Here is a 14,406-nt window from a genome sequence, read left to right as displayed (position 1 = left end):
CAGCTCATGCAGGAACCTGCCGATTTTATCTGCCCGCCTGGGAAACACGCCCGTCACTGCCGATTCTGATCAGGCCTGCAGACAAGGATTGAACCTTGTTCAGCAGCAGCTGCCCGTCAGCATCATTCATCGGCACCGGCCGGCCCAGCTCGGCATACATCGGATGCAGCGTCAGCGAGCACTGGCCCTTGATGCTGCACTCTGCCTGAAAGACCGCCGTTTCCCAGGTGGCAGGTGTTGCGGAACGGGTAAAAATAAAATTGCCTGTACTGTAAGCAATCCACTTGCCCTGGTACGGCTCAATTCCCTGAAGGACATGCGGATGCCCGCCTATGACCAGATCCGCTCCGGCATCTATGAAGCTGCGTCCCAGCGTCTGTTGCGTGGAATCATACTGCTCCACCCGCTCCTTCCCCCAGTGGACCATCACCACAACGATGTCGGCTTTTTGCTTCACCGCTGCGATCGTCTTGAGCGCTTCCGTGCTGTCATAAACCGAGGCCAGGCCCGGTTTGCCGGAACCGGCTGCCCAGTCACTGCGCGGAATGACCCGGGTGAAGCCCAGCAGGGCAATTTTGATTCCATTTCGCTCAAAATACTGGGCGGTGTAGGCTTCCTTGCTGTTTTTGCCGGCACCTACATAAGGGATGCCCCTTGTATTGAGGTGATTCAAGGTATCCAGCAGCCCCTGTTCGCCTTGGTCCAGCGTATGGTTGTTGGCCAGATTGACTGCATCCACACCGGCAGATTTCAGCGCATCCAGCGCCTCCGGGGCTCCCTTGAACACAAACTGCTTATCTGCTGCGCCAACTCCGCCGGTTGTAATCGGCGTTTCCAGATTCACAACCGTCAGGTCATCCTTCTTGAACATCCCGTCCAGTGCGGAGTAGGAATAATTGTAGCCCTGCTTCTGCAGCAGCTCAGCCACTTTGCCGGCAAAGATCACGTCTCCGGCAAAATTGAGGGTAACGGTCTGTCCGCCGGCATCCTCAGGCAGTCCCGAGGCTGCACCGCCCTGAGCAGCGCCGCTCCCCTGCTCATCATCCGGCTTGCTGTTATCCGGTGACGGCAGGGGTGATGGCGTTGCTGCCGTCTCCGGGGACGGAGATGGAGCCGGTGTCGCTTCCTCAGCGGAAACCGGCGTCTGCACCGGCTCCGGCGTGACTGTAGCTTCCGGCTGCAAATCAGCCGCTAGTGAGGGTTGAACCGCCGGGAGCTCCGGCGTTGTTGACGGCGGCGGTGAGGCGGTGCTCTCCGCCGGCGGAGGCTGTGCTGCAGGTGAATTGCCGCCATCCTTGGCAAAATAATAAGTTAGCATAGCGGTAATCAACAATAAAAGACTTACATTGATCCATGCCCAAGCCCTTCTGCGTCGGCGTTTGCTGCTATGCTTATCTTTCTCCCGGCTCTGAGATCGCGGTGGATACATGGGTACAAATAATCTCCTTTATATATAAAGTGTTTCTATTATAGCATATCTGATACACAGCCCTCCAAACCACACAAGCGCAGTATATAATCTAGTAAAATAATATCTAGGAGTGGCTCTGGGACGGACAGCGTCGCATGCGCGTGAATCAAAGGGATTTTTCGTTAATCTGACCCGGCCATACCCCGGGCGAAATACAAAAAAACGGTGAAGCCAGGCTTCACCGTTTCTTCTTATCGGACCGCCGGCTCAAGCTCAGGCCGGTTTTTTAAACCGGCAGCTGAGGCCACGGCGGCCTCCTTCGCCTGCTTGACGCAATCCGGCAGGCCGATGGCATCATAGCCTGCTCCAAAAGCATAAACGCCGGGCAGCTTCTGCCCCAGCTCACTGCGCAGGCCGGCTATCCGCGCCGGATGGCCGACCGGATATTGCGGCATGGAACGGCGGAGCCGGGTAATCTCCGAGAATAGCGGTTTGGCGGTAATTCCCATGATTTCCCTCAAATCCTTCAGCACCAGCTCCGTCAGCGCCTTGTCGGGCAGCTCCACATTCTGTTCGTCCCCTGAGCGGCCGACATAGCAGCGCAGCAGCACCTTATCATCCGGGCTGGTATGCAGCCACTTGGTCGAGGTCCAGGTACACGCTGTTATATTCCGTCCCTCTTTGCGGGGAACCAGAAAGCCCGAGCCGTCATATTCAGTAACAATGTCCTTCTTGGCAAAGGCCAATACTACATTGGCTACAGAGACATAGTTGACATCCTCCAGCGGTGCCACATCTACATGCGGACGGAGCAGGCCTGCGGCAGCAAAATCCTGCACCGTAACGAAAATATCATCCGCCTGCAGAACTTCGCCGCTGTCCAGCTGCACCAAATAACGCGAGGCTCCCGTTATTCCGCTCTCTTTAATAGCCGCTGCAGCCGTTCCGGTCCGCTGCTCAACATCGTGCAGCTCACGAATCAGCGCCTGCACAAGACTCTGCAATCCACCCCGGAAGGTAAGAAAGGCACTTTTCTTGGTTCCGGTATGGGTCTCCACCGGCTTGCGGCCGGTGGTCATTCCCCGGATCAGGCTTCCGTACTTGCGCTCCACCTCGCCGAATTGCGGGAAGGTTGCCTGGAGGCTGATCTTGCGCATGTCGCCGGCATAAATACCGGCCAGCAGCGGCTCGGTCATGTTCTCCAGCACCTCTGTCCCCAGGCGGCGCTCGATCAGCTCGCCCAGCGACTCATCCTCCTTGCTGCGGCGCGGAGGGAGCACGAAGTCCAGCATGGCCCGCATTTTGCCGCTGAAGGAGATAAGACCGCTCTGCAGGAACGGCTTCAGCTCGGTCGGAATACCGAGCACCAGCCCTGCCGGCATCGGATGCAGCTTGCCCTTTTGCAGTATGTACGTCTTTTTGGCATTCGGGTTGGTAGTCACCAGCTCGTGATCAAGCTTCAGCTCCTGGGCCAGCTCGACCATGGCTGTTTTGCGGGCCAGAAAGGAATCCGGGCCTTTCTCGATAACGAAGCCCTCCCGCTGCAGCGTCTCAATTTTGCCGCCCAGGACGTTTTCTTTTTCCAGGAGCACGATGTCGGGTTGTACGCCCGCCTCCCGGTAATACTTGCGCACATAAAAAGCGGCGCTGAGGCCGCTGAGGCCTCCGCCGATAATCACGACTTTGCGTCGGGAACCGGTCATGGCTGGTTCACCTTTAATTGTCCCGCTTTGGCACGGACCACGTCGCTGAGAACAGACATATAGGCCGGGTCGCTGTTCAAAGACTCAATGCGCATGAGCCGCAGATCCAGCTCGGAAGCCAGCGCCTGGGCCTCTATATCCAGATCGTACAGCACTTCGAGATGGTCGGATACGAATCCGATCGGTGCCGACAAAACATATTTCACTTCACTCTTGGCCAGCTCGCGCATCGTATCGAGAATATCCGGGCCAAGCCACGGCTCTGCCGTTCTGCCGGCGCTCTGCCATGTAAACTGCCAGTTGGTTACACCGGTCTGCTCCGCAATGGCCTCCGAGGTTGCAAGCAGCTGATCCACGTAAGGGTCGCCCATGGCCAGAATCCGCTCAGGCAGACTGTGCGCGCTGAACAGCACCCGCACATCCCCGCGGGCCGCTCCTGTCTCTTCGAACTGGTCCAGCTTCGCTGATACCCGGCGGCTGAGCACATCAACCAGCTCAGGATGCAGGTGGTAGCTTTCCACGAATTCCATGGTGATTCCGCAGGCTTCCGCTTTTTCTTTTGCCCGCTTAATGTATGTTCCCACGCTCATAACCGAATAATGCGGAGCCAGGACTACACCAACAGCATGATGAATACCGTCACGCACCATCTCCTCCACGCCGTCCTCGATAAAAGGCTTGGCATGCTTCAGTCCCTGATAGCACACATACTCTACATCACCGCCGGCTTTGTTCAGCGCCTCCTGCAGTGCTTCAACCTGGCGGTTCGTATTTTCCCGCAGCGGGAATACGCCACCGACAATCGCTTCATAGCGGTCCTTCAGCTCCTTGAGCTGTTCTGCAGTAGGGGCATGTCCGCGCCGGATATGGGTGTAATAAGCCTCTACTCCGTCCAGGCTCTCGGGTGTGCCGTAGGACATTACTAGTACACCAATTTTTGCAGTCATGGTTTCCAGCTCCTTGTATTAGATTTGCGGCTTGGCCGCCTGTTTCAGCGCCTGCTTCGAATAGTCATGGATATATTCCGTCAGCTCTCTTAGCGTATCCAGCGAAGCCTCGGGAAATAAGCCGTGCCCCAGGTTAAAAATATATCCCGGCTGCTGAATGCCCTCGTCGATCAGATCCTTCGCCCGTTCCTTGAGCAGCTCCATCGGTGCAGTCAGCAGGTAAGGATCGAGGTTGCCCTGAACAGCAAAGCCTTCTCCGATTCTGCGTCTGCCCTCGGTCAGGCTTACACGCCAGTCCAGTCCGATTACATCGGTCTGCAGACCCTTAAGGCTTGGCAGGAGCTCTCCTGAGCTGACGCCGGGAAAATAAATTTTCGGTACATCAAGATCCGAACATTCGGCAAAAATACGGGAAATCGTCGGCAGCACGTAGCGCTCGAAATCACGCGGGGCCAGCGCTCCGACCCAGCTGTCGAACAGCTGGAATGCCTTGCCGCCGCTCTTTACATGGGCCCGCAGGTAAGCGATAACCATATCGCCCAGCTTATCCATCAGCTTTTCCCAGACGCGCGGCTGGCTGAACATCATTTCCTTGGTACGGTGATAGCTCTTGGAAGGTCTGCCTTCAATCAGGTAACTGGCAATCGTGAACGGAGCGCCGGCAAACGTAATCAGCGGCACATCCAGCTCCTTGTCCAGGATAGCGATGGTCTCCAGCACATGGCCGAGATCACCCTCTACGTCGATCGGTTTCAGCCGGTCGACATCGGCAGCGGTCGCAATGGGATTCTCGATGACCGGGCCGATATTCTTCACGATGTCGAACTTCACACCGATTGAAGCTACCGGGTTCATAATGTCGGAATACAGGATAGCCGCATCCACACCCAGCTTGCGCACAGGCATCAAGGTTACTTCGGCCGCAAGCTCCGGCTGGCTGCAGATTTCGAGCAGCGAATATTTCTCCTTGATTTTACGGTACTCGGGATCATAACGGCCGGCTTGCCGCATGTACCATACGGGAACGTGGTCCGTCTCCTGCCGTCTGCAGGCGCGGATAAAAGTGTCATTGTAGGTCATGATAAGATCTCCATTGAATTTAGATTTGATAGAATAGTTGCACACGCATATAACTTATTATGCCCCTTTTAAAAGTTGGTAACAACCGTTCTCGCCGCCCTAGAATGACAATCCAATGACATTACTATGACAAGTGTTGCACCGGAAAGAGGAAAATATATGATATACTGATAGAATGTCAATTTTTTGTGAATTTTTTTGCAAATAATCTGAATCTGCTGAAAGGAAGTGAAAGCACTTTGAAGAATTGGGAGACCTGGAAAATCAACCTCATGGTGCTTTGGTTTGGCCAGTTTCTTGTAAATGCCGGTATGACTATGATTACCCCTTTCCTGTCGCTTTATCTCGCGAAAGATTTGGGGGTCACGGGTGACAGGGAGATCGGTCTCTGGGCCGGACTTATTTTTGCCGCAAATTTCCTGACCTCATTTATATTCCAGCCGCTGTGGGGCAAGCTTGCCGATAAATACGGCCGCAAAATCATGCTGCTGCGCTCCAGCTTCGGCATGGCCATTGTCATTGTGCTGATGGGCTTCGCCCAGACCCCGATGCAGCTGCTGCTGCTCCGGCTGCTGAACGGGACAATCTCCGGGTTCAACCCGGCATCTATCGCCCTGGTGTCAGGAACGACACCCAAGCACCGCATGGGCTTCGCCATGGGCCTGATGCAGTCCGGCTCGGTGGCCGGGACCATTCTGGGACCGCTCATCGGGGGCTTGCTTGCTGACTGGATCGGCTTCCGGCCGATTTTTTATGTTGTCGGTGCCTTGCTGTTCGTTGCTTCACTGCTCGCCTTATTCCTGGTAAAAGAAAAATTCAACCGTGTAGAGGCTGCCAAAGTTCCGCAGGTGTCTGTACTTGAGGGCTTTAAGGAGCTGGCCAAGGTCCCGCAGCTGCCTGCACTGTTCGGTGTGACCTTTCTGCTGCAGTTTGCAATGATCAGCCCGATGTCGCTGCTGCCGCTCTATGTGGAGAAGCTGCACGGATCAGCTGTTAATATTGCCTTCTGGGCGGGAATGGTCAGTGCGGTAACCGGGATCTCCAACATGCTGGCGTCACCGCTATTGGGTAAGCTAAGTGATAAGGTCGGGGCCCAACGCATTCTGACATATGCGCTGATTGGAGCGGCGCTGTTCCTGATTCCGCAGGCTTTTGTGACCAGTGTATGGCAGCTGATTGTGGTCCGGTTCCTGATGGGGGTGTTTATGGGAGGGCTGCTGCCGAGTGTGAATGCGCTGATCCGCTCCTATACCCCTGACGGTAAGGAAAGCAGGGCCTTCGGCTTTAACAGCAGCACGCTGGCCCTGGGCAATATGCTTGGTGCGGTAATCGGCGGGTTTTTATCGGGTTATATCGGAATCGAAGGCTTGTTTATCATTTCCGGCGGCTTTCTGCTGATCAACACAGTCTGGGTGAGGTTCAAGCTGTACAAGCCGAGCCGTCACCAGTTGTTCCGCTAATGCTGTGGTGTCGGGCTTACTTCACCATAGCAAGAGCCAGGCCGTCATATGCAGGCAGCAGGGTGCTGGTCAGCCGTTCGTCGCTGGCCATCATCTCGTTGAACCGGCGCATTGCCTGTACTGCCGGCCCGTTCTTGTCCGTATTCAGTGTGCGTCCGCGCAGGAAAATGTTATCCCCGGCGATGATCGCCCCCGGTGAGGCCATCCGGATCGCATACTCCAGATAGTTCGGATAGTTTTCCTTGTCCGCATCGATGAAAAAGAAATCAAAGGTCCGGCCCTCCGCTTCGAGCAGCTTGAGACTGTCCAGCGCGGGGCCGATTTTGTATTCGGCGTTATCAGCAAAGCCTGCCTTGGCCAAATGGCTCTTAGCCAGCTGTGCATACTCCGGCTTCAGCTCAAGCGAGGTCAGCTGCCCGCCGCCGGCGAAGCCGCGGCACAGGCAGATGCCGCTGTATCCGCCCAGTGCGCCGATTTCCAGGATGCGCGTGGACCGTGAGAGGCTGACCAGCATCGTCAGCAGCCGGCCATAGCCGGGGGCGATGGACACCTCAGGCATCCCGTTGGCGGCGATCGCTTCTTTTACCTCCAGCAATAATTCATCTTCTGTGTACAGCTGTTCACTGTATTCTTCCTGATTTGGCATATGTATTCTCCTTATCATGTTGTGAAGTCCCGCTCATTCCCCTATACTGAAAAGGATTGGCTAGGCCAAGCTTTACTAAGCGTATGCATGTATGGGATAAAGACGGTACAGGGTACCTCTTTGCTTATCTGCTTTTCTTATTGTACTGGCTGGGTGCAACCATCTACAAGCTAAACGGAGTTGAGCGCATTTTGGGTAAATTACAACTGATCGCCACCGCCCCTATGGGGCTGGAGGCTGTAGTAGCACGCGAATTAAACGAATTGGGTTATGAGACCACCACCGAGAACGGACGGGTGTTGTTCAGCGGGGATCTTATCGATATCTGCCGCTGTAATTTATGGCTGCGGACCTCTGACCGGGTTCTGATCAAAATGGGCCAGTTCCCTGCACGGACCTTTGACGAGCTGTTCGAAGGCGTCAAGGCTATTAACTGGGAGGACTGGATTCCGGAGAACGGCGAGTTCCCGGTAGAGGGACGTTCACACAAATCCCAGCTTACCAGCGTACCCGCCTGCCAGGGGATTGTCAAGAAGGCGATTGTCGAGAAGCTGAAGCAGTCGTACCGCACCGAGTGGTTCCCTGAGAACGGGCCGCGTTATGTCGTTGAAGTCATTCTGCTGAATGACATCGCGTTAATTACGCTGGACACCACTGGTCCTGCACTGCACAAGCGCGGCTACCGCCGCCAGGCGACCGAAGCGCCGCTGAAGGAGACTATGGCGGCCGCCCTCATCCAGCTCAGCCGCTGGAACGGCCACCGTCCGCTGTACGATCCGTGCTGCGGCTCCGGCACGATCCTCATCGAGGCGGCAATGATCGCCTGGAACATCGCGCCCGGACTGCGCCGTTCCTTCCCGTCCGAGCACTGGCCGGAGATTCCGAAACGCCTGTGGGAAGAAGCCCGCGATGAGGCTTTTGATGCTGTGCGTGACGATTACCCGCTGCAGCTGACCGGTACCGACATTGATCCGGCTGCAATTGAAATTGCCGAAGCTGCTGCCAAGAGCGCCGGCCTGGCCGGAGAGATCACGTTCAAGCATATGGCCGCTGCCAAAGCCCGCCCTGAAGGCGAATACGGCTGCATCATCACGAATCCTCCATACGGCGAGCGCATCAGTAACGACAAGGAAGTGGAGAAGCTGACCCGCCAGTTCGGCGAGATGATGCTGTATCTGCCGACCTGGTCCTTCTTCGCGATCAGCCCCTACAAGGAATTCGAGCAATACTATGGCCGCAAAGCGGACAAGCGCCGCAAGCTGTACAACGGCCGGATCGAATGCCAGTACTATCAGTACCTGGGACCGCTCCCGCCGCGCAACCCGCAATAAGAATTAGAGAAGAGCCTTAGACCACCGCAGCTTTGCTGTTCGGGTCTAAGGCTCTTTTTAATCTAAATGTTAGTTGTATTTCAAAGCTCACTCGGTTCGATTCCCTGCTAGAACATCAGCTTGTCAGGATCAGTCCCGATCCGCTCACCGGCATCCAGCGCGCTGATTGCACTTACTTCTTCAGCCGACAGCTCGAAATCAAAGATTTCACTGTTCTCCCTGATCCGGGACGGAGTGACCGACTTCGGAATAATTACGATCCGGTTCTGCAGCCCCCAGCGCAAAATCACCTGAGACACGGTCTTGCCATGCTTACCGGCAATATCCTGCAGCAGCTCGTTATCCTGCAGTCTGCCCTTCATCAGCGGCGCCCAGGCCTCAATCTGGATCTGGTGCTGTACGCAATAGTCATGCAGCTCCTTCTGGATAAACCGCGGGTGCAGCTCCACCTGATTGACGGCAGGCACGATACCGCTGTCCTTGCGCAGCTCCTCCAGATGATGAATCTGGAAATTGCTGACGCCGATTGCCCGCACGCGGCCTTCTTCATACAGGCGTTCGAGTGCGCGCCAGGTATCTTTATATTTATCCTTGCCAGGCCAATGAATCAGGTACAGGTCGATTATATCAAGACCTAGCTTTTTGCAGCTGGTGTCAAAGGCCTTCAGCGTAGTGTCATAGCCCTGATCGGAATTCCATACTTTGGTGGTAACGAACAGGCTGTCACGCGCCACTCCGCTCGATGCAATAGACTGGCCTACCTCTTCCTCATTGCCATATACTGCTGCAGTATCAATGCTCCGGTATCCCAATTCAAGTGCGGTTGTTACCGCATTAGCCACCTCGGCTCCCTCTGCTTTGTACGTGCCAAGACCAAACCAGGGCATATGAACCCCGTTATTCAGAACCGTGCTGTCCGTAAGATGCTTCATACCGTTTCATTCCCTTCTCGTATATTGGCGGCTGCCGCCTATGCAAGTAGAAACGGCTTTGCCGTCCTTTAAGGGACGGTATCCGTTTCTGCGAGAAATATAAGGATCATTTATGATGGGCAACCTGAAATCCTTATATTTTAAAAATCCATTTAACAACCTGTCCATTATAACACGGGCCGCGACGTGGCCCAAAATCATTGCGTTTGTATATGCAGCAAAAAGCCTCCGCCCAAAAGCGGAGACTTCTTGCTCAGACAAGCCGGCACATCCGGCAGCCCGATATCTGAATTTATTCCTTTACTGCCGCCGGCTTCTTTACAAAAGCTTCCGCCTTTGCCAGCACCTCATCCTCGGTTGGAGCACTTACATAACGTCCGTTAATATAGATAAAGGCCCGTTTGCCGCAGGGTCCGCAGTAGGACTTGCAGCCGACTTTGATCTCTGCATCCGGTGCCATCTTGCGCAGCTTGGGCATAATCGTCTTCATTCTGGTGTGATTGCACTGATCACAAATCTGTATTTCGTTAGCCATGGAGCAACCCTTCTTTTGTCCTTATTTACAGCGGCGGTTTAGTGCTCGCCGTGATTACCTTTGGACGGATTAGTGATGACAAAGCCTTCTTCCGGGAAGTACAGGTAGTCAATCTTCACACCGTCCAGCAGCGGCTGGTTCGGATCAAGAATAACATCGATTTCTTTATCAGTGGAAACCACGATGTCATTTTCCTTAGGCGTGTCCAAATCAAGACCATAGTGGGCGTGGTCGCCGTGGGCATGCGTAATCGCTACGCGCAGCTTGAGTTCGCTGTTGCCTTCAAGTTCCATGGTTTTTTTTATCACTTTAGCCGCGTTGCGGGTAATTTTGACGTTCATCCTCATCCATCTCCTTTTGCATCTGCTTCAAAACCTCAATAATTCATTTTAAGGAAAGTAGCCTGCAAAAGCAACCTTCCCGGACAAATAGAAGAGCGCCTTATGACAGAATTCGGACAAAAATTCTTTAAACTTTCATCTTCCGTTCCGCAGCGCCGGATATTTACGGTCCATACGCGAGACAAACCAGCCCATCACCAGCATCGTCACCCCTATATCATCAATCGGCATAAAGGGCATCACATCCGGCAAAATCCAGTACAGCAGCACGGGAATCGTGAAAAGCAGCTTATCCCCTATTGAGACTGCAGGCGAGCTGATGTACCTCCAGGTATTGCTGAATATATGAGACCACTGTTTCAGTGACAGCAGTTTTCTTAGTTTCATAGATTAAGTTCCTCCCTGCTAATTTGCATCTAGTGAAAAGGGTACAACCGCTTTGGCACCTGTTGAAGGATTGCGGCTGTACCCTTTGTTGTTCATTTACGCAAATTTGCAGATATCGTTTCACTTTTAATTAAAAATTTCGGTAACCTTAACATCGTCGAACCGGGCGGTGCTGGAGTGCATCCGGAAGCCTATCTTTCCGCCGGCCGGCTGAGCTGCCGTATCCGTCCACTGGATCAGCTGGGCACCGCCGGCAGAGGCTGTAACCGTATTGCCGCTGACCTTCACCTTCAGCTCAGTCCACTGGCCGGGCGTTACCGCTATACCGGCACTGCCGACCATCGTCAGTACTCCGGCTGTTTTTTTGAACAATTCAGCCTTATCACCCGCATCATTCAGCCTGAACATATAATAATGATCGGCGTCTGCATACCGGAACAGCAGGCCCGCATTGGCAAACGCATTCAGCAGCTTGACTCTGGCAGAATACGTATAGTCTCTCCAGGATGCCTCGCCGGAATAGGCCAGTGCTTCACCTGATGATCCCGTCTGGGACAAAGCCTTCGTACCGTCATCGTCCACACTCCAGCTTCCTCCGGAAGTCGTCCATCCGCTGTAATTGCCGTCTTCAAAATCATCCTGAAACAAAATGGCCGGCTGCGGAACCGCTCCCTGATACTCGAATACCCCGATATCCGGCACACCGTTATACAGCGCATTCCCGAAGTAGTCCTGCCCTCCGTTGCCTGCAACCACTGCACCGGCATTGATCAGAGGAGAGGAGGGCGCCAGCATATACCCGTCCGCCGATTCCCGCCCCGCTGCTGTACCCGGAGCGACAAAACCGGGATTTCCGACCATTTTGTGGGGATCATTCGGCACACTTGAATTAAGCCCGTAGAAGCTATTGTGGTCATAAGTCATTCTCGGACTATTCGTGTATTGGCCGCTTGCAGCGTTGTAGAAGATATTGTTCCTGTAATAAGCCATTCCTGTATTGCTGGCATGGGTAAGCGCCCGGTTCTGCGTGCCTGACCGGTAAATAATATTGTTATAGACATGCAGATTCCCTCCGCCGTTAACCAGATGAAACGCCCCGTTGCCGTCCAGATCATCCTGGCTGATGTTGTAGCGGAAAATATTATTATTTGTATTGTTCATGACCAGCAGTATACCGCCCTCATTGTTATAGCTGTAGTTGTACTGGTAGATACTGTCATGTACTTCGATGTCAAAATCCCACGGCTGCCCGTCCCCGTCCAGCATCCGGGTATCAGAGGCCTCATTGTACTGGAACACCGCCCCCGTCGTATAGTAGGCCCACTGGGCTGCCACCACAGCAATATTATCAAGGTAGGATACAACCGCGGTGTTGACGTCGCAGGCTTCCCCGATGGATTTGGTCTTATTGTACTCTATCAGCGGCGAGACGCCTGCTCTGACCAGGATCCCGTCCCGGTGTATCTTTTCCACGACATTGCCTCTAATGACCACATTGCGGAAAGCGTCGAATTTATGAACCCATGAGCTGTTGAAAAAAGCGTCCGTCATCGTCTGAATCCCCGTATCAGCCACGTTAATGACGGTGTTATTCTCTATCAGAACGCCGTCCCAGGTGCTTTCCGGTGCCGTATTGGCTCCCCGGGCATGGAAGTTGATGCCGCCTGTTCTGCGGTCGGTGCCGAAGATATCGTGAATATCCAGATTGCGGATATAGATATGCCGGAAAGCTCCGGCGCCTGTTCCTTCCCCCGTAACAAGAACTCCGCTTCTTCTCATATCTGCCGGCTGCTGGCCGCTCGTAATCTCCAGATTACTGATTTCCCAGTAGGAGACATTGCGCAGCCTTACCCCGAACCCTTCCCCGTTCACGGCCGTGTTCCCGAAATGAATCAGCGGCTTGGCACCAGTGCCGTAACGGTCTACGGTAATCGGATTCCCTTCAGAGCCTGAGCCCTTCAGATCAAGGTACTGGTTATTCCATACGCCACCCGCCTTCAGCAGTATCCGGTCGCCCGGGCTGAACGTTACGCTGTTCACTTTATCCAGCGTTTTCCATGCAGCGGCTTCACTTGTACCCGAAGCACTGTCACTGCCCAGGCTTGAATCCACGTAATAAGTGTTCCCTGCGGCTGCAGCAACCGGTCCGGATGCACCGGCTAGGAGACTGAACAGCAAAATTCCGGCAAGGGTAAGCAAGGATAGCCTTCGGGACGTTCCTTTTCTTGTCATTCTAATCACTCTCCCGTAATTAGTCAGTGTGCCGACAACGCCTCACCCAGCCAGGCCCCCTCTTGAACCAGCCTGTGCTGAAGAGCAGATATATTAACCCCGCGGCTCAAGCCGTCCGTGCTGCTGGCTATAGCTGCTGCCAGACCCGCCGCCTGCCCCATTGCAAAGCAGTTGGGCATAACCCTCAGCGAGCCCTGAACTACACGGTCAGAGGAGGCTGCACGCCCCGCCACCCACAGATTGTCCAGACCGGCCGGCAGCATGCAGCGGTAAGGTACACCGTGGGATTTGCCGGGCGGCAGATGGTGGATATGCATGGCACCGCTGCTGCGGGCCATATGGATATCAATGAAATAGCTGTTGCGGGCAATATCATCCGGAAAGGAGACCCTATTCATGAAATCCTCCTGGGTCAGAATATAATCACCCACTATCCGCCTTGTTTCACGGATACCGATTTGCTCCCCGCTGGACACCAGATGAGCATGTTCAAACCCGGGGACATACTTGCGGAAGAAATCCAGCTGGAGGCTGACCAGCTTCCGCCCTTCCACCGCCCCCCGGGTCAAGTCCTCCGCGCTCGTACCGTCAACGCCGAATACATGGCCGAAATTCACGCCGACCAGATAATCCGCGACCCAGGCCAGCCCGGAGACGGAGTCCCGGCCGGGGGGAAGGTTACCGTCAGCCTGGGCCCGTTGTACAGCCCGGTGAAGCTGGTCAGTGTCACCGCTTTCATTCCTGTATTGCTCAAACCTCCGGCGGTCAACGTTGGCCAGCAAGTAGCACATGGTCGCAGCCTGAAGCTCACCGGCTTCTCCGCCCTTATGAAACGGGGCTCCCGCCAGGGCAGCCAGATCCGCATCACCGGTTGTGTCGATTACCGTCTTCGCCCGGATCACACTTCTGCCCGATTTATTGACTATAACCACACCTTCAAGCTTACGCCCTGTTTCATCCTTCAGAGTCTGACTCACAACGGTGTGCAGCAGGATCTCTGCCCCGCTCTCCAGAACCGCATGGTCATATACCCGCTTAAGCACCTCCGGATCGATAGGCACCCAATCCAGCTCGGTGCCATAGTGTTCCCGGAAGCCTGGTTCACACGCTGCCTTCATCTGTTCCAGCAGCTCCAGTCCGATGCCGCGCACGACAGCTTTCTCCCCGTCACTATACGGGCAGAAGGCCGGCACCAGGGCAACGGTACCCATTCCGCCCAGGAAGCCGCGCTGTTCAATCAGCAGTGTCCGCGCGCCTGCTCTCGCTGCAGACATTGCCGCAGCGATGCCCGCCGGACCGCCGCCCGCCACCAGCACATCCACTTCCTGTGATATGCTGACTTCTTCCGCCGGTAATGTAAAAGATGTTCTGTTCAATATTTTCCCCTCCCGAAGCTTATTC

General features: G+C 54.7%; 13 protein-coding genes. 2 read left to right on the top strand and 11 right to left on the bottom strand.

Features of this window, described 5'->3' with window-relative positions; all coding sequences use genetic code 11:
- Positions 1–25: 25 nt before the first annotated feature.
- From BLR64_RS00335 to hemE, 4 genes are all read right to left on the bottom strand, one after another.
- Positions 26–1,318, bottom strand: coding sequence for a CapA family protein (locus BLR64_RS00335; RefSeq protein WP_167360560.1), 1,293 nt, complete (start codon positions 1,316–1,318; stop codon positions 26–28).
- A 344-nt stretch (positions 1,319–1,662) separates the two neighbouring features.
- Positions 1,663–3,114, bottom strand: coding sequence for a protoporphyrinogen oxidase (hemG, locus tag BLR64_RS00330; RefSeq protein WP_090711096.1), 1,452 nt, complete (start codon positions 3,112–3,114; stop codon positions 1,663–1,665).
- Positions 3,111–4,061, bottom strand: a complete 951-nt coding sequence (gene hemH / locus BLR64_RS00325; RefSeq protein ID WP_090711094.1) for a ferrochelatase — start codon at positions 4,059–4,061, stop codon at positions 3,111–3,113. The genes hemG and hemH overlap by 4 nt, the downstream gene beginning before the upstream one ends.
- 18 nt (positions 4,062–4,079) lie before the next feature.
- Entirely contained in the window at positions 4,080–5,141 is a 1,062-nt protein-coding gene (gene hemE, locus BLR64_RS00320; protein WP_090711093.1) for a uroporphyrinogen decarboxylase, read from the bottom strand.
- Positions 5,142–5,380: 239 nt separating this feature from the next.
- Here hemE and BLR64_RS00315 point away from each other — a divergent pair, with 239 nt between their 5' ends.
- Positions 5,381–6,601, top strand: coding sequence for an MFS transporter (locus BLR64_RS00315; RefSeq protein WP_208607102.1), 1,221 nt, complete (start codon positions 5,381–5,383; stop codon positions 6,599–6,601).
- A gap of 16 nt (positions 6,602–6,617) precedes the next feature.
- Here the strand turns inward: BLR64_RS00315 and BLR64_RS00310 are convergent, their stop codons facing one another.
- A complete protein-coding gene (locus tag BLR64_RS00310; RefSeq protein WP_090711091.1) occupies positions 6,618–7,247 on the bottom strand; it encodes an O-methyltransferase in 630 nt (209 codons plus the stop codon).
- 191 nt (positions 7,248–7,438) lie between these two features.
- On the opposite strand from BLR64_RS00310, the gene BLR64_RS00305 reads away from it, so the two are divergent.
- On the top strand, positions 7,439–8,578 hold the full coding sequence (locus BLR64_RS00305; RefSeq protein WP_068727920.1) for a THUMP domain-containing class I SAM-dependent RNA methyltransferase: 1,140 nt from the start codon (positions 7,439–7,441) through the stop codon (positions 8,576–8,578).
- Positions 8,579–8,685: 107 nt separating this feature from the next.
- Here the strand turns inward: BLR64_RS00305 and BLR64_RS00300 are convergent, their stop codons facing one another.
- The 6 genes from BLR64_RS00300 to BLR64_RS00275 form a co-directional block, all read right to left on the bottom strand.
- Positions 8,686–9,510, bottom strand: coding sequence for an aldo/keto reductase (locus tag BLR64_RS00300; RefSeq protein WP_090711089.1), 825 nt, complete (start codon positions 9,508–9,510; stop codon positions 8,686–8,688).
- Between the two features lie 292 nt (positions 9,511–9,802).
- Entirely contained in the window at positions 9,803–10,045 is a 243-nt protein-coding gene (locus BLR64_RS00295) for a YuzB family protein (RefSeq protein WP_039871963.1), read from the bottom strand.
- Between the two features lie 38 nt (positions 10,046–10,083).
- Positions 10,084–10,386 carry a HesB/IscA family protein gene (locus BLR64_RS00290; protein WP_090711087.1) on the bottom strand — a complete coding sequence of 101 codons (303 nt, stop codon included), beginning with the start codon at positions 10,384–10,386 and terminating at the stop codon, positions 10,084–10,086.
- A gap of 135 nt (positions 10,387–10,521) precedes the next feature.
- Positions 10,522–10,773, bottom strand: coding sequence for a hypothetical protein (locus BLR64_RS00285; protein ID WP_090711085.1), 252 nt, complete (start codon positions 10,771–10,773; stop codon positions 10,522–10,524).
- Between the two features lie 126 nt (positions 10,774–10,899).
- Positions 10,900–13,005 (bottom strand): 3-keto-alpha-glucoside-1,2-lyase-like domain-containing protein, encoded by a 2,106-nt coding sequence (locus tag BLR64_RS00280; protein WP_090711083.1) that lies wholly within the window; start codon positions 13,003–13,005, stop codon positions 10,900–10,902.
- 23 nt (positions 13,006–13,028) lie between these two features.
- Positions 13,029–14,381 (bottom strand): FAD-dependent oxidoreductase, encoded by a 1,353-nt coding sequence (locus BLR64_RS00275; protein ID WP_415841031.1) that lies wholly within the window; start codon positions 14,379–14,381, stop codon positions 13,029–13,031.
- Positions 14,382–14,406: the final 25 nt, after the last annotated feature.

The organism is Paenibacillus typhae (assembly GCF_900099765.1).
Lineage (GTDB): Bacteria > Bacillota > Bacilli > Paenibacillales > Paenibacillaceae > Paenibacillus_AQ > Paenibacillus_AQ typhae.
Note: the sequence above shows the minus strand (reverse complement) of the source record. Positions and strands in the feature narration are given on the sequence as shown.